The organism is Stenotrophomonas sp. 3(2025), from assembly GCF_052665395.1.
Genome location: NZ_JBQOIF010000036.1, coordinates 1 through 14,120, shown reverse-complemented (window position 1 = coordinate 14,120; position 14,120 = coordinate 1). Strand labels below are relative to the sequence as shown.

15 protein-coding genes are annotated in these 14,120 nt (G+C 67.2%); 10 read left to right on the top strand and 5 right to left on the bottom strand.

Annotation, left to right across the window (positions count from 1 at the left end):
- The first annotated feature begins 253 nt into the window (after window positions 1-253).
- From ACUXVE_RS19255 to ACUXVE_RS19240, 4 genes are read left to right on the top strand one after another with little or no spacing between them, the layout of a single operon-like run.
- The gene (locus ACUXVE_RS19255; RefSeq protein ID WP_025877963.1) at window positions 254-832 is read left to right on the top strand and encodes a nitroreductase family protein; all 579 of its coding nucleotides are present in this window, start codon (window positions 254-256) and stop codon (window positions 830-832) included.
- Window positions 829-1,773: a 5'-3' exonuclease gene (locus tag ACUXVE_RS19250; protein ID WP_258954322.1), complete on the top strand. Its 945-nt coding sequence runs from the start codon at window positions 829-831 to the stop codon at window positions 1,771-1,773. The genes ACUXVE_RS19255 and ACUXVE_RS19250 overlap by 4 nt, the downstream gene beginning before the upstream one ends.
- Window positions 1,770-2,324, top strand: a complete 555-nt coding sequence (locus ACUXVE_RS19245; protein ID WP_093818967.1) for an NUDIX hydrolase — start codon at window positions 1,770-1,772, stop codon at window positions 2,322-2,324. The genes ACUXVE_RS19250 and ACUXVE_RS19245 overlap by 4 nt, the downstream gene beginning before the upstream one ends.
- Window positions 2,317-3,153 (top strand): N-formylglutamate amidohydrolase, encoded by an 837-nt coding sequence (locus tag ACUXVE_RS19240; RefSeq protein ID WP_445514970.1) that lies wholly within the window; start codon window positions 2,317-2,319, stop codon window positions 3,151-3,153. The genes ACUXVE_RS19245 and ACUXVE_RS19240 overlap by 8 nt, the downstream gene beginning before the upstream one ends.
- A 74-nt stretch (window positions 3,154-3,227) precedes the next feature.
- Here the strand turns inward: ACUXVE_RS19240 and ACUXVE_RS19235 are convergent, their stop codons facing one another.
- Both ACUXVE_RS19235 and ACUXVE_RS19230 read right to left on the bottom strand, forming a co-directional pair.
- On the bottom strand, window positions 3,228-3,899 hold the full coding sequence (locus tag ACUXVE_RS19235; protein WP_445514969.1) for a DUF7716 domain-containing protein: 672 nt from the start codon (window positions 3,897-3,899) through the stop codon (window positions 3,228-3,230).
- A complete protein-coding gene (locus ACUXVE_RS19230; protein ID WP_445514968.1) occupies window positions 3,896-5,314 on the bottom strand; it encodes an MFS transporter in 1,419 nt (472 codons plus the stop codon). Before ACUXVE_RS19230 ends, ACUXVE_RS19235 begins: the two co-directional genes overlap by 4 nt.
- Before the next feature lie 106 nt (window positions 5,315-5,420).
- Between ACUXVE_RS19230 and ACUXVE_RS19225 the strand changes: the two genes are divergently transcribed.
- Window positions 5,421-6,305 (top strand): LysR family transcriptional regulator, encoded by an 885-nt coding sequence (locus ACUXVE_RS19225; protein ID WP_032977486.1) that lies wholly within the window; start codon window positions 5,421-5,423, stop codon window positions 6,303-6,305.
- 252 nt (window positions 6,306-6,557) lie between these two features.
- Here ACUXVE_RS19225 and pip read toward each other — a convergent pair whose 3' ends face one another.
- Together pip and prmC are read right to left on the bottom strand one after the other, a co-directional pair.
- Window positions 6,558-7,499 carry a prolyl aminopeptidase gene (gene pip / locus ACUXVE_RS19220; RefSeq protein WP_445514967.1) on the bottom strand — a complete coding sequence of 314 codons (942 nt, stop codon included), beginning with the start codon at window positions 7,497-7,499 and terminating at the stop codon, window positions 6,558-6,560.
- 49 nt (window positions 7,500-7,548) lie between these two features.
- Window positions 7,549-8,406, bottom strand: coding sequence for a peptide chain release factor N(5)-glutamine methyltransferase (gene prmC / locus ACUXVE_RS19215; RefSeq protein ID WP_445514966.1), 858 nt, complete (start codon window positions 8,404-8,406; stop codon window positions 7,549-7,551).
- Between the two features lie 306 nt (window positions 8,407-8,712).
- Here prmC and ahpC point away from each other — a divergent pair, with 306 nt between their 5' ends.
- The 5 genes from ahpC (at window position 8,713) to ACUXVE_RS19190 (ending at window position 13,672) form a co-directional block, all read left to right on the top strand.
- The gene (gene ahpC, locus ACUXVE_RS19210) at window positions 8,713-9,276 is read left to right on the top strand and encodes an alkyl hydroperoxide reductase subunit C (RefSeq protein WP_025877950.1); all 564 of its coding nucleotides are present in this window, start codon (window positions 8,713-8,715) and stop codon (window positions 9,274-9,276) included.
- Between the two features lie 214 nt (window positions 9,277-9,490).
- On the top strand, window positions 9,491-11,083 hold the full coding sequence (gene ahpF, locus ACUXVE_RS19205; RefSeq protein WP_033830402.1) for an alkyl hydroperoxide reductase subunit F: 1,593 nt from the start codon (window positions 9,491-9,493) through the stop codon (window positions 11,081-11,083).
- Window positions 11,084-11,163: 80 nt separating this feature from the next.
- Window positions 11,164-12,129 (top strand): LysR substrate-binding domain-containing protein, encoded by a 966-nt coding sequence (locus tag ACUXVE_RS19200; RefSeq protein ID WP_025877947.1) that lies wholly within the window; start codon window positions 11,164-11,166, stop codon window positions 12,127-12,129.
- Window positions 12,130-12,252: 123 nt separating this feature from the next.
- Entirely contained in the window at window positions 12,253-12,657 is a 405-nt protein-coding gene (gene rnk, locus ACUXVE_RS19195; protein ID WP_093818959.1) for a nucleoside diphosphate kinase regulator, read from the top strand.
- A gap of 58 nt (window positions 12,658-12,715) precedes the next feature.
- Window positions 12,716-13,672 carry a transaldolase gene (locus tag ACUXVE_RS19190; RefSeq protein WP_222390639.1) on the top strand — a complete coding sequence of 319 codons (957 nt, stop codon included), beginning with the start codon at window positions 12,716-12,718 and terminating at the stop codon, window positions 13,670-13,672.
- Window positions 13,673-13,915: 243 nt separating this feature from the next.
- Here the strand turns inward: ACUXVE_RS19190 and ACUXVE_RS19185 are convergent.
- Window positions 13,916-14,120 (bottom strand): hypothetical protein (locus ACUXVE_RS19185; protein ID WP_445514965.1); only part of this gene is annotated, 205 nt, incomplete at its 5' end.

The window sequence follows — 14,120 nt, the reverse complement described above, 5'->3', positions numbered from 1 at the left end:
CTCGATGGTAGGCCGCCCAGCCCATCGCGGACAGTGAAACAGTCCTCACTTCAAACCTCATGAACGGCGGCCCGGCAATATTACGTATCGTAAGCCGTGCAGGGCCTGCGAGGCGAGGGGAAGCGGGGCTCCGTGATCCGCCAGTGGCATGATGTTCATCACAGTTTGCTATTCAGGGGTCTGACGCGACACAAACGGCGTCATCTACCTCCCCGACTATAATCAGCGACCCGTGATGACCGGTTCAGACTCCATGCCCGACCCTGCCGCCCTGCTTGCCCTGGATGCCCGCCGCTCGGTGCCCTCGCGGCAACTGGGCGAGCCCGGACCGGACCCGGCCACCCTGCAGCGGATGCTGACCTCGGCGGTCCGCGTGCCCGACCACGGCAAGCGCGTACCGTTCCGCTTCCTGAAGATCGCCGGCGATGCGCGTCACACTCTGGGCGACTTCCTGGCCGCGCGCAGCCGTGAGCGCGACCCGCATGCCGGCGACGCCGTGTTCGAGAAGGACCGCCAGCGCTTCAGCCATGCACCGCTGGTGATCGTGGTGGTGGCCAGCCCCCGCCCGGACCCGAAGGTACCGGCACAGGAACAGCTGATGACCGCCGGCTGCGTGTGCTTTGCCCTGTTGCAGGCGGCACAGGCGCTGGGCTTCGGCGCGCAGTGGCTGACCGCATGGATGGCCTTCGATCCTGCCGTGCACGCCCATCTGGGGCTGGCCGAGGGCGAAGGCATTGCCGGCTTCATCCACATCGGCACGCCCAAGGCCGAAGTGCCCGAGCGCGAGCGCCCCGATGCCGCGGCCCTGCTGCAGGACTGGACCGGCCAGTGAGCGCCGTGCTTCCCGTGGCGATACCGCCGCCGCTGTACCTGGTCGACGCCAGCATCTACGTGTTCCGCGCCTGGCATTCGCTGCCGGACGAATTCCAGGACAGCCAGGGCTGGCCGACCAACGCCGTGCATGGATTCGCCCGTTTCCTGCTGGACCTGCTGGAGCGCGAACGCCCACGGCACATCGCCATCGCCTTCGACGAGGCATTGGACAGTGGCTTCCGTCACCGCCTGTACCCGGCCTACAAGGCCAACCGGGACCCGGCGCCGGAAGCGCTCAAGCGCCAGTTCGTGCACTGCAAGGCGTTGTGCGCAGCGCTCGGCCTGGCGGTACTGGCGCACCATGATTACGAAGCCGACGACCTGATCGGCAGCGCCCTGCATGGCCACCGCAGCAGCCATCGCGGCGTGATCATTTCCGCCGACAAGGACCTGTCGCAGCTGCTGCTCGACCATGACGAGCAATGGGATTACGCACGCAACCAGCGCTGGGACGTGGCCGGGGTCAAGGCCCGGCACGGCGTGCACGCGCACCAGATTGCCGATTACCTGGCCCTATGCGGCGATGCGGTCGACAACATTCCGGGCATCAGCGGTGTCGGCGCCAAGTCGGCGGCCGTGCTGCTGGCCCATTTCGGCAGCATGGACGTGCTGTACGAACGCCTGGACGAAGTGCCGTTCCTGCGCCTGCGCGGCGCGGCCCAGATGGCCGTGCGCCTGCGCGAGCAGCGCGAGCACGCCCAGCTCTGGCGCCAGCTGACCACCATCGCCCTGGACGCACCGTTGGAAGGTTGCCAGCCCGGCATGCCGCGCCAGGCGGCCGATCCAGAGTTGCTCGGCGGCCTGTGCCAGACCCTGCGCTTCGGCCCCATGACCCGCCGCCGGCTGTTCAGTGCCGCCGGCATTTCCGACCCCTTCCCTACTTCCAGCGAGCCCGCATGAGCCAGCGCAACACCGAAGCACCGCGTGTCGTCTACGAAGGCAAGTACCAGCGCATGGTCGTGCGCGGCAGCTGGGAATACAGCGAGCGCACCCACGCCGGCGGCCTGGCCGCGATCATCATTGCCGTCACTCCCGAGGACAAGGTGCTGTTCGTCGAGCAGTTCCGCGTGCCGCTGCAGGCGTCGACCATCGAAATGCCGGCCGGGCTGGTCGGCGACATCGATGCGGGCGAGTCCATCGAAGTTTCCGCTGTACGCGAGCTGGAAGAGGAAACCGGCTGGACCGCCGAGCACGCCGAAGTGCTGATGATCGGCCCCACCTCCTCCGGTGCCAGCAGCGAGAAGATCGCCTTCGTGCGTGCCACCGGCCTGCGTCGCATCGGCGAAGGCGGCGGCGACGAGAGCGAGGACATCACCGTGCATGAAGTGCCGCGCGCGCAGGCGGCCGCCTGGCTGGTGCAGAAAATGGCCGAAGGCTATGAAGCCGATGCCAAGCTGTGGGCCGGCCTGTGGATGATCGAGCACCATCTGGACGGCCGGCCCCGTGGCTGACGCCGGCCTGCACGGGCTGCCCGCACTGCTGGGCGCCGACGATCCGGCGATCTTCAGCGTGCACCGCGCGCAGGGCGCCTCGCCGTTCCTGCTGCTGGCCGACCATGCCGGCCAACGGGTGCCGCGTGCACTTGCCGACCTTGGACTGCCGCAGGCCGAACTGGACCGGCATATCGGCTGGGACATCGGCATCGGCGGCACCACCCGTGCATTGGCCGAGCGGCTGGATGCGTGGGCGATCGAGCAGACCTATTCGCGGCTGCTGATCGACTGCAACCGGCCGCTGGTTTCGCCGACGCTGATCCCCGAGGTCAGCGACCATACCGTGGTGCCGGGCAATGCCGGGCTGTCGTCCGCACAGCGGCAGCAGCGCATCGATGCGATCCACGCGCCCTACCACGCGCGCATTGATGCCGAACTGGATGCGCGCCGCGATGCGGGACGGCCGACGCTGCTGGTGATGATGCACAGCTTCACCCCGGTGATGAACGGCATGCAGCGCCCCTGGCACGCCGGCGTGCTGTACCACCAGGACACGCGTTTTGCCCACGCCTTGCTGCAGGCACTGCGCGATGAAGGCGACCTGGTGGTGGGCGACAACGAACCGTATTCGGTCAACAGCAGCAGCGACTACGCGGTGCCGGTGCATGGCGAAGGTCGCGGACTGGTGCATGTGGAACTGGAAATCCGCCAGGACCTGATCGCCGATGCCGCCGGGCAGCAGGCGTGGGCGGAGCGGCTGGCGCGTATTTTCAGCGCCTTGCAGCCGCAGTTGTTGGCGTTCGGATGCCCCCCATCCACGCATGGCGTGGATCTGCTGCAGCGCTGACGGACATCCGCATTCGGCGAAAATCGAACGAAGCCGGTTCCCAGTAGATCCACCCCATGCGTGGATGATTTTCGTCAACGCAGCACGGGAGCATCCATCCACGGGAACGGTTTGAATCCGCGCACCTGCAGGCGGACGCCGATCGCTTCAACATCGTCCTTGATCGCCTGCGCGCGACGCCGATCCAGCGCTTCCCCCAGCACCACCGGCAGCGCGCGACAGCGTGCCAGCGCTTCGCCCACCGGAATGTCGAGCAGCTGTGCCACGCGCTGTGCCGCTCCCTTGATCTGTTCGCCCGCACACGCCGCCAGCGTCAACTCGAACGCGGCGAAGATGCCCGGCCCGACACCGGCTGCGCGCGCAGCGTCCTGCTCGGCGGCACCCGCCTCGCCCAGCGCTTCATCGACACCGTCCACCTGCAGGAAGGCGTCGTACTCGGCGTAGTACGCCAGCGCTTCGGCGTACTCCTGCAGGGAAGACAACGGACGCTGGCGCTTCTGCACATCCAGTACGTCAGCGAACGTAGCCGGTTCCAGGCAGGCCGACAGGCCCAGCGCCTGCACGGCCTCGGGCACCTCACCGTCATCATCGAACGCGGCGTCTTCATCTGCCGGCAACCAGAAACGCGCTGTCAGCAGATCGCCCTCGCTGGCATGCACCCAGCCGAACGACGCCCATACGTCGTGGTCGTCATTGCAGGCGGCAAACGCGTCCAGCGTCTGGCGAAGATCAAGCAGTGCAATCATGCGTCGTTGGGCAGCGCGTCGGGAGAGCTGCAGTCTACCCGTGCCGGACGCAGGCCCAGCGCGATGACCACGCCGAGCGCGGCGAACAGCGCGGCACCGTACTGTGCATTGACCATGCCCTGCAGGGCATCAGGACTGGTTGCCGCCTGCGTGCCGCGTGCGGCGTTGGCCACCATCACCAGCACTGCCAGTCCCAACGCGCCGCCGATCTGCTGTGCGGTGGCGGCCATGCCGGACGCCACACCCTGCTGCGGCCCCGGCACGCCCTGCCCGGCCACGATCCACATCGCCGTCCAGCTCATGCCCTGGCCCACGCTGAGCACCACGATGCCCGGCAGCAGCGGCCAGTAGCTGGCGCCGTGCGGCATCGCCAGCGCCACTGCGGTGATGCCGAGGGCACCGGCAGCGAAGCCCCAGGCCAGCACCTGCCGCGGCGAACGGCGCTGCAGCATGCGCTCGGCAATGCGGATGCCGAAGGTGCACACCAGCGTCGGCAGCAGGAAGGCCATGCCGGCCTGCAGCGGGCTCCAGCCATAGCCATCCTGGAAGTACAGCGCCAGGAAGTAGTACTGCACGCCATAGCTGCTCATGAACGCGAAGGTCAGGCCGAGTGCTGCACGCAGGCCGGGCAGGCGCAGCAGCGCGAACTGCATCAGCGGGTCGCGGCTGCGCTTTTCAATCTGCACGAACACCGTCAGCAGCACGGCTGACAGCAACAGGCAGATGAGCGTGGCCGGCGCGGTCCAGCCCCATTCCGGCCCCTGCACCAGGGTGGTGACCAGCAGGCTGCCGCCGGCGGTGACGGTGAGGCAACCGGCCAGGTCGAAGGAACGGCCGCGCACGCGCGGGCCATCGGCCGGCAGCCACGCGCCCGCAGCAACTGCACAGGCGGCGGCCAACGGCACGATCACCGCCAGCACCGCCGGCCAGCCGAACGCCTGGGTCAGCACGCCGCCCAGCAGCGTCCCCAATGCGAGGCCCGCCGCACTGGCCATGCTCCAGATTGCCAGCGCGCGGTTGCGCACCGGGCCTTCTGCATACAGCGTATTGATCAGGGCCAGGGTGGCCGGAAACAGCAGCGCCGCACCGATGCCCTGCGCCGCACGTGCCACGATCAGCAGCGTGGCATTGGGCGCCAGCGCACCCAGCAGCGAGGCCAGCGCGAACAGCAGCATGCCCAGCCGGTAGAAGCGGCGGCGGCCCAGCAGATCGGCCGCACGCCCGCCCAGCAGCAGGCTGCCGCCAAAGGCCACCGTATAGGCGCTGACCACCCACTGCAGCTGCTGCGCATTGATCTGCAGCGCGCGGCCCATGTCGTGCAGGGCGACGAAGATGATGGTGGCGTCCAGCGCGATGATCAGCTGCGCGGTGGCCAGCAGGGTCAGCGCCCAGCGCGGGTATTTCAGGGGAGGCATGCGGCGCCCGGTTCGGAGGGGGGACGGCAGTCTCATTGATGCAGCTGAATCAATAAACCCCCTCAGCGTGATTTCTGTCATGATTTTCCGCATGAATGGATCCTCGATGGACCTCAACGCGGTGCGCATGCTGGTGCAGGTGGCTGAGGCGCGCAGCTTCACCGTCGCCGCAGGCCAGCTCGGCCTGAGCCAGTCCGGGCTGTCACGCGCGATCGGCCGGCTGGAAGCCTCGCTGGGGGTAAAGCTGCTGCAGCGGAATACGCGCAATGTCGCGCTGACCCCCGATGGCCAGCAGTTCGTCGAGCAGGTGGGACCGTTGCTGTGCGGGATGGAAGACGCCGAGCGGCTGCTGGCCGACCGCCCCTGTACGCCCTCGGGTACGTTGAAGATCAGCGCTCCGTCGATGTTCGGGCGCAAGGTGCTGGTGCCGTTGCTGGGACCGTTGCTGCAGCAGCATCCGCAGCTGCAGGTGGAAGCGGTGCTCAGCGACCGCCTGGTGGATCTGGTGGAGGAAGGCTTCGACGCCGCCCTGCGCACCGGCACCATCGCCGACCAGCGCATGGTGGCGCGGCCGTTGAAGCCCCTGCGCTGGGTGACCGTGGCCAGCCCGGCCTACCTGGCCGCGCAGGGTGAGCCGGCCGATGTGGCGGCCTTGCAGAACCATGCCTGTCTGGCGGTGCGCAACCTGCGCAGCGGCCGGCTGGTGGACTGGCAGTTCCTGCAGGACGGGCAGCTGCGCGAGGTCACGCCGCCGACGCGGATGGTGTTCGACTGCGGCGACCCGTTGGTGGAGGCAGCGATTGCGGGCATCGGCATCGTGCAGGTGATGGATTTCGCGGTGGCCGACGCGTTGGCCGATGGCCGCCTGCAGCGCGTGCTGCAGCCGTTTGAAGGCCGCAGCCGCGCGCTGTCGTTGATCTACCCGCCGTCGCGCCAGCACTCACCGAAACTGCAGGTGCTGGCCGAAGCGTTGTTGGCCGGGGATTGGTAGATCCACGCCACGCGTGGATGAGCGTTTCCAACGCAAATGCCGCCGGGCATGGCCCGGCGCTACCGGGCCGTAGTAGATCCACGCCGCGCGTGGATGAGCGTTTCCAAAGCAAATGCCGCCGGGCATGGCCCGGCGCTACCGGGCCGTGGTAGATCCACGCCATGCGTGGATGAGCGTTTCCAACGCAAATGCCGCCGGGCATGGCCCGGCGCTACCGGCAGGGCATTGCCGGCCAGCGGCCGGCACTACCGATCAGGCGAAACTATCGGTGGCACGCACCAGCGCGTCGACGTTCTCGGCTTCGAACGCCGAATGCCCCGAGGCCGGGGTGATCTCCAGCTTCGCCTTCGGCCACACCTTGGTCAGGTCCCAGGCATTGGCCAGCGGGCAGACCACGTCGTAGCGGCCGTGCACGATCACGCCCGGGATGTCGACGATGCGGTGCGCGTCGCGCAGCAGCTGGTCTTCCACCTCGAAGAAACCGCCGTTGACGAAGTAGTGGTTCTCGATGCGGGCAAACGCCAGCGCGAAGTGCGGGTCTTCATGGCTGTTGATGAAGTCGTCGTCCACGTGCAGGAAGCTGGTCGCGCCCTCCCACACCGCCCAGGCCTTGGCCGCGTCCAGGCGCGTTGCTTCGTCTTCGCTGGTCAGGCGGCGATGGAAGGCGGAAATCAGGTCGTGGCGTTCCACCGCCGGAATCGGCTTGAGGTAGTGCTCCCACGCATCCGGGAACAGGCGGTTGGCGCCTTCCTGGTAGAACCATTCCAGCTCCCAGCGGCGCAGCATGAAGATGCCGCGCAGCACCAGTTCGGTCACGCGCTGCGGATGGGTCTGCGCATAGGCCAGCGCCAGGGTCGAACCCCAGCTGCCACCGAACACCTGCCAGCGATCGACCTTCAGGTGCTCGCGCAGCTTCTCGATGTCGGCCACCAGGTCCCAGGTGGTGTTGTCCACCAGATCGGCGTGCGGGGTGGAACGACCGGCACCGCGCTGGTCGAACAGGATGATGCGGTACCTGGCCGGGTCGTGGAACTGGCGCATCTTGTCGCTGCAGCCGCCGCCGGGCCCACCATGCAGCATCACCACCGGCTTGCCGTCCGGGTTGCCGCACTGTTCGAAGTACAGCGTGTGGCGGTCGTCGACCTTCAGGGTGCCGACGTCGTAAGGGGTGATGGCGGGGTACAGCGTACGCATGCTTGCAGCTCCGTGGTGGTGCCCTGCCCTTGGCAGGAGAACCCCCATTCTAGGCCGGTCGCCGGCCCAGGGTGACCCGGTCGCGCTGCTCCAGGTCCTGCACGGTCTGCACGTCGATGTAGCCGGCCTGCTCGAACAGCGCGCCGATGGCATCGCCCTGGTCCCAGCCGTGCTCGATCAGCAGCCAGCCGCCGGGCTGCAGGTGGTCGCCGCCGCCGACGATGATGCGACGGATGTCATCCAGACCATCAACGCCCGAGGCCAGCGCCGTGGCCGGCTCGAAGCGCAGATCGCCCTGCTCCAGGTGCGGGTCGTCGCTGGCGATATAGGGAGGATTGCTGGCGATCAGGTCGAAGCGTTCACCGTGCAGCGGCGCGTACCAGTCGTGACCACCTTCAGCAAAACGCACGTTGCCCAGCTCGTGGCGCGCGGCGTTGCGGGCCGCCACCGCCAGCGCAGCGGAACTGGCGTCGGTGGCCAGCACCTGCGCCTGCGGTCGTTCGCTGGCCAGGGCCAAGGCAATCGCGCCGCTGCCGGTGCCAAGATCGGCCAACCGCAGTGCACGGTCCGGCGGCAGGCGCTCCAGCGCCAGTTCCACCAGCAGTTCGGTTTCCGGACGCGGAATCAGGGTGGCGGGGTCGACGTCCAGATCGAGGGTCCAGAAACCACGGCGACCGGTCAGGTAGGCCACCGGCTCGCCCGCGAGGCGCCGGCCCAGCAGGGCCTCGAACGCGGCCTGCTCGGTGGCCGGCAGTGGATCGGTGGCGTGCGCGAACAACCAGCTGCGCGGTCGCTGCAGTACATGCAGCAGCAGCAGCTCTGCTTCATGACGGGCCTCTACGCCCCCCAGGCGGCCGCTGGCGTCGGCCACGACCTGGCGCAGGGACGGTTCGGAATCGGCGGGCATGGCAGGCACTGGCGCAGCGGGTGGGCCCGCAATTGTAGAGTCTGGATACCGTTCAGGTTCGCTGGGGCGGGATCCGCTGCGGTGGGATATGAGAGACCTATCGACCGGTTTCCGCAGCCGCTGACGATTTCCCTTGTCATACAGCGGGTTGCAGGATGCAGGTGGCCTGATTCATTGCCGGCTCAGCGCACATCAATAGACTGTATCTATCAAATAGATGTAATCAATGCATTGTCCTTATCGAAATGGAACCAGTAACCTAGGTCCTGTCGATTCACCCACTCCCCTTCACCCAGAGGAAAAACGATGTCCCTGATCAACACCCAGATCCAGCCGTTCGAAGCCAACGCTTACCTGAATGGCGAGTTCATCAAGGTTTCCGACAGCACCCTGAAGGGCCAGTGGTCGGTCCTGATCTTCATGCCGGCAGCCTTCACCTTCAACTGCCCGACCGAGATCGAAGACGCCGCTGACCATTACGCCGAATTCAAGAAGGCCGGCGCCGAGGTCTACATCGTCACCACCGACACCCACTTCTCGCACAAGGTCTGGCACGAAACCTCGCCGGCCGTGGGCAAGGCCCAGTTCCCGCTGGTCGGCGACCCGACCCACCAGCTGACCCGCGCTTTCGGCGTGCACATTGAAGAAGAAGGCCTGGCCCTGCGCGGCACCTTCATCATCAACCCGGAAGGCGTGATCAAGACCCTGGAGATCCACTCCAACGAGATCGCCCGTGACGTCTCCGAGACCCTGCGCAAGCTGAAGGCTGCCCAGTTCACCGCCGCCAACCCGAACCAGGTCTGCCCGGCCAAGTGGAAGGAAGGCGAGAAGACCCTGACCCCGTCGCTGGACCTGGTCGGCAAGATCTGAAGCAGCACCGGCCTGCCGCAGCCCCACGCTGCGGCGCGCCCATCCCCGTGCCGGCCACATCGCCGGCGTGGGGGTGAACCCAAGACGGCCGCGCCCGCATCGCCCCTTCCACAGGTCCGCGCTGCCCTCTTGGGTTCACCCCTACCCCCTCGCTGGTCCGCTACCTTCTACAGCGGTGCCACGCCCCCGTTTTGCCTGAAGCCAGGAGAAGACCATGTTGGACGCCAACCTGCAGTCGCAGCTGAAGACCTATCTGGAGCGCGTGACCCGCCCGATCCAGATCACCGCGCATGCCGACGACGGTGCCAAGTCGCAGGAGATGCTGGAACTGCTGCAGACCCTGGAAAGCCTGTCGGACAAGATCTCGCTGCAGGTGCTGCGCGACGGCCAGGGCCGCGTACCGTCCTTCGACCTGGGCACGCCGGGCCAGGACATCCACCTGACCTTCGCCGGCCTGCCGATGGGCCACGAGTTCACCTCGCTGGTGCTGGCCCTGCTGCAGGTCGGCGGGCATCCGTCCAAGGCCACTGCCGAACTGATCGAGCAGGTGCAGAACCTGGAAGGCGACTACCGGTTTGAAACCTATTTCTCGCTGTCCTGCCAGAACTGCCCGGACGTGGTGCAGGCACTGAACCTGGCCGCGGTGCTCAACCCGCGCATCCAGCACGTGGCCATCGACGGCGCGCTGTTCCAGGAGGAAGTCGAGCAGCGCGAGATCATGTCGGTGCCGACCGTCTACCTCAACGGCGCGGTGTTCGACCAGGGCCGCATGACCCTGGAGCAGATCGTGGCCAAGCTGGACACCAACGCCAGCAAGCGCGATGCCGAGAAGATCGCCGCCAAGGACGCCTTCGACGTGCTGGTGGTCGGTGGTGGCCCGGCCGGCGCCGCTGCGGCGATCTATGCCGCGCGCAAGGGCATCCGTACCGGCATCGCCGCCGAGCGTTTCGGTGGCCAGGTGCTGGACACCATGGCGATCGAGAACTTCATTTCGGTGAAGGAGACCGAGGGCCCGAAGCTGGCCACGGCGCTGGAACAGCACGTGCGCGAGTACGAAGTCGACATCATGGACCTGCAGCGCGCCAGTGCGCTGGTGCCCGCCGGCGAAGACGGCCTGGTGCAGGTGCAGCTGGAAAACGGTGCGGTGTTGAAGTCGCGGTCGGTGATCCTGTCCACCGGCGCGCGCTGGCGGCAGATGAACGTGCCCGGCGAAGACCAGTACCGCAACAAGGGCGTGGCGTACTGCCCGCACTGCGACGGCCCGCTGTTCAAGGGCAAGCGCGTTGCAGTGATCGGCGGCGGCAATTCCGGCGTTGAAGCGGCCATCGATCTGGCCGGCATCGTGTCGCATGTGACCCTGCTGGAGTTCGATTCCAGCCTGCGTGCCGACGAAGTACTGCAGAAGAAGCTGCGCAGCCTGGCCAATGTCACCGTGCTGACCAGCGCGCAGACCACCGAAGTGCTGGGCGACGGCAGCCGCGTCACCGGCCTGGTCTACAAGGACCGTGTTGGCGGCGACTCCCATCGCGTCGAACTGGAAGGCATCTTCGTGCAGATCGGCCTGCTGCCGAACACCGAATGGCTGAAGGACACCGTGGCCCTTTCGCCGCGTGGCGAGATCGTCATCGATGACCGCGGGCAGACCAATCTGCCGGGCGTGTTCGCCGCGGGCGATTGCACGACGGTACCCTACAAGCAGATCATCATTGCGATGGGCGCCGGTTCGACCGCCGCACTGAGCGCTTTCGACCACCTGATCCGCTCCTCGGTTCCCAAGAGCAGCGGTGCGGTGGCCGAAGCAGCCTGATCCAATGTTCCCAGGCCATCGGGAGCACCATCAGCCGGCAGGGCGCGCCCTGCCGGTGCAGTACCCCGAGAGGTCTGAGGATGAACCTGCGTGACCTGAAATACCTGGTGGCCCTGGCCGATCACAAGCACTTCGGCCGGGCCGCCGCCTCCTGCTTCGTCAGCCAGCCCACGCTGTCGACCCAGATCCGCAAGCTGGAAGAGGAACTGGGCCTGCCGCTGGTGGAACGCGCACCGCGCAAGGTCATGCTGACCCCCGCCGGCCACGAAGCGGCCGCGCGGGCACGGGTGATCGTGGCCGAAGTGGAACAGCTGAAGGAAGCGGCGCGACGCAGCCGCGATCCCGAAGCTGGCACGGTGCGCCTGGGGATCTTCCCCACCCTGGGCCCCTACCTGTTGCCGCACGTGATTCCGCGCATCCGCACGCGCTTCCCCGAGCTGGAACTGCTGCTGGTGGAGGAAAAGAGCGATGTGCTGCTGGAGCGCCTGCGCGAAGGCAGGCTCGACGCCGCACTGTTGGCCCTGCCGGTGATCGACGACCAGCTGCATGCCGAATTCCTGTTCGAGGAACCGTTCCTGCTGGCCGTATCCGGCCGCCACCCGCTGGCCACGCGCGAGCATCTGGACGTACAGGAACTGGCCACGCAGAAGCTGCTGCTGCTGGAAGACGGCCACTGCCTGCGTGACCAGGCGCTGGAAGTCTGTCGCCTGTTCGGCGCCAACGAAAAATCCGAATTCCGCGCTACCAGCCTGGAAACGCTGCGACAGATGGTCGCCGCCGACGTGGGCATCACCCTGCTGCCCAGCCTGTCGGTACAGCCGCCGGTGCCGCGCTCGAACAACATCCGCCTGCTCGACTTCGTCGGCGAGGGCCGTCCCAGCCGTCGCATCGCCATGATCTGGCGCCGCAGCTCGGCGATGAACGAGTTCCTGATGGAGCTGGCCGAGCAGTTCAAGCGCCTGCCCGATGCGCTGTTCACGCTGGAGGCGCTGGCCCCGCCAAGCGGCGATGCTGCCACCCCGCCCACGCCCGTGCTGAACGGCTGAGACACCGCAGCCGGGCATCGAAACCGGCGGGAGTCGATTCCGGCCGCATTTGTCCCCACAATACAGTCAGGCGGCGCCAGCAGGTGCCGCCTTTTGCATGGCTTTCAACCAAGGAGCGTCACCATGAACACCGCCAGCGGCCTGCCGCCGTCGATCACTGTTTCCACCCTCGACATGGACCGCCTGGACGCCATGCTCGAATCCCCGGCGCACAGCCAGACGCCGGCCGCGCGCGCGCTTGCCGACGAGCTCAACCGCGCAACCGTGTTGCCGGCAGACCAGATTCCCGAAGGCATCGTCATGATGCATTCGCGCGTGGAGTGCGAAGATGAAGTGTCAGGCGAAAAGCATGTCCTGACCCTGGTCTTCCCCCGCGAAGCCAATGTCGATGAAGGCAAGGTGTCCGTGCTCGCGCCCGTCGGCAGCGCCCTGCTTGGCCTGGCCGTTGGCCAGAGCATCGACTGGACCGCCCCGGGCGGCCGCAAGCTGCGGCTGCGCGTGAGCGCGGTCCACAACGACCGCCCCTGACCTGCGCTGCGAACCGCGCGCGATCAGTTTCCCTGCAATCCCCGCACCAGGAGCCGTAATGAGTACCCCGTCCAAATTGTCCCAGCTGCGCGAACTGTCCGTGGTCGTTGCCGATACCGGTGACTACGAGGCGATCAAGCGCCTGCAGCCGGTGGACTGCACCACCAATCCAACCCTGGTGAAGAAGGCGCTGGACCTGCCGGTCTATGCGGAACTGATCGAACGCGAACTGGCCTGGGGCCGCCAGCAGGGCGGCGACCGCGAGGCCGTGGTGCACGCCGTGGCCGACCGCCTGACCATCGGCGTCGGTGCGCTGCTGAGCACGCTGGTACCGGGCCGCGTCTCCACCGAAGTGGATGCCGACCAGGCCCACGACACCGCCGCGACCGTGGCCAAGGCCCGCCAGTTCATCCAGATGTACGCCGATGCCGGCGTGCCGCGCGAGAAGATCCTGATCAAGATCGCTGCGACCTGGGAAGGCGTGGAAGCCGCGCGCGTGCTGCAGGCCGAAGGCATCGACTGCAACCTGACCCTGATCTTCAACCCCACCCAGGCGCTGGCCTGCAGCGAAGCCGGTGCGTTCCTGATCTCGCCGTTCGTCGGCCGCATCCTGGACTGGTACGTGGCCAACGGCCAGACCCCGGCGAACATCGACGAGGACCCGGGCGTGGTGTTCGTGCGTGGGGTGTATGCCGAATTCAAGCGCCGCGGTTCGCCGACCGTGGTGATGGGCGCCTCGTTCCGTTCGACCGCGCAGATCGAAGCGTTGGCCGGCTGCGACCGCCTGACCATTTCGCCGGACCTGCTGGAGAAGCTCGACGCCGACCACGGCGCGCTGCCGCGCAAGCTGGTGGCCGGTGCCGCTGAAGCGGTGCAGGTGACGCCGATCGACGCGGCGAAGTTCGCGGCAGACCTGGCCGCCGATCCGATGGCGACCGAGAAGCTGGCGACCGGTATCGATGCGTTTGCCAAGGATCTGGAAGCGCTGCGCGAGCGCATTCGCTCGGAACTGTGATTCCAGCCAACGGCTGAGCCCCTCGTGGCGGGGGGCTGGGTCGCGAAGAGCGGGTCATGCGTTTGGCAGGGTGGGTAGGCCGTGCAGGGGACGCTGCAAGTACGTCCATGTAAGCTCGGTCGCCGCATCCATGCGGCTCACGCCCCTGCACGGCCTACCCACCCTGCCTTCGACAGTTTCCTGCGGCCGCCCGCCACGGAAGAAAGAAAAGAAGAGCAGAAGCGGGTCGCGCGCTGCGCTTGCTCACAAGCAAACAAACAAAAAGGACGCGGCGAAAGCCGCGTCCTTTTTTTTTTCCATCAGTTCGTCAGTAAACCCATGCTCTTGCCCACCTTCACGGGAAACGGTCGGGGGCGGGGCGGTGTGGGCTTGCAGGACCGTTGGCGCCATGGGCCCGAGGCATGCCTCGGGCGGGTTGGGCAGGACGCCCAACCCCGGTCTTGCCGTG

Bases quoted from the DNA above. Each gene is read 5' to 3' on its own strand.
- ACUXVE_RS19255 (WP_025877963.1), top strand. From the start codon at position 254: ATGCCCGACCCTGCCGCCCTGCTTGCCCTGGATGCCCGCCGCTCGGTG.
- ACUXVE_RS19245 (WP_093818967.1), top strand. From the start codon at position 1,770: ATGAGCCAGCGCAACACCGAAGCACCGCGTGTCGTCTACGAAGGCAAG.
- ACUXVE_RS19235 (WP_445514969.1), bottom strand. From the start codon at position 3,899: ATGATTGCACTGCTTGATCTTCGCCAGACGCTGGACGCGTTTGCCGCC.
- ACUXVE_RS19230 (WP_445514968.1), bottom strand. From the start codon at position 5,314: ATGCCTCCCCTGAAATACCCGCGCTGGGCGCTGACCCTGCTGGCCACC.
- ACUXVE_RS19225 (WP_032977486.1), top strand. From the start codon at position 5,421: ATGGACCTCAACGCGGTGCGCATGCTGGTGCAGGTGGCTGAGGCGCGC.
- pip (WP_445514967.1), bottom strand. From the start codon at position 7,499: ATGCGTACGCTGTACCCCGCCATCACCCCTTACGACGTCGGCACCCTG.
- prmC (WP_445514966.1), bottom strand. From the start codon at position 8,406: ATGCCCGCCGATTCCGAACCGTCCCTGCGCCAGGTCGTGGCCGACGCC.
- ahpC (WP_025877950.1), top strand. From the start codon at position 8,713: ATGTCCCTGATCAACACCCAGATCCAGCCGTTCGAAGCCAACGCTTAC.
- ahpF (WP_033830402.1), top strand. From the start codon at position 9,491: ATGTTGGACGCCAACCTGCAGTCGCAGCTGAAGACCTATCTGGAGCGC.
- ACUXVE_RS19200 (WP_025877947.1), top strand. From the start codon at position 11,164: ATGAACCTGCGTGACCTGAAATACCTGGTGGCCCTGGCCGATCACAAG.
- rnk (WP_093818959.1), top strand. From the start codon at position 12,253: ATGAACACCGCCAGCGGCCTGCCGCCGTCGATCACTGTTTCCACCCTC.
- ACUXVE_RS19190 (WP_222390639.1), top strand. From the start codon at position 12,716: ATGAGTACCCCGTCCAAATTGTCCCAGCTGCGCGAACTGTCCGTGGTC.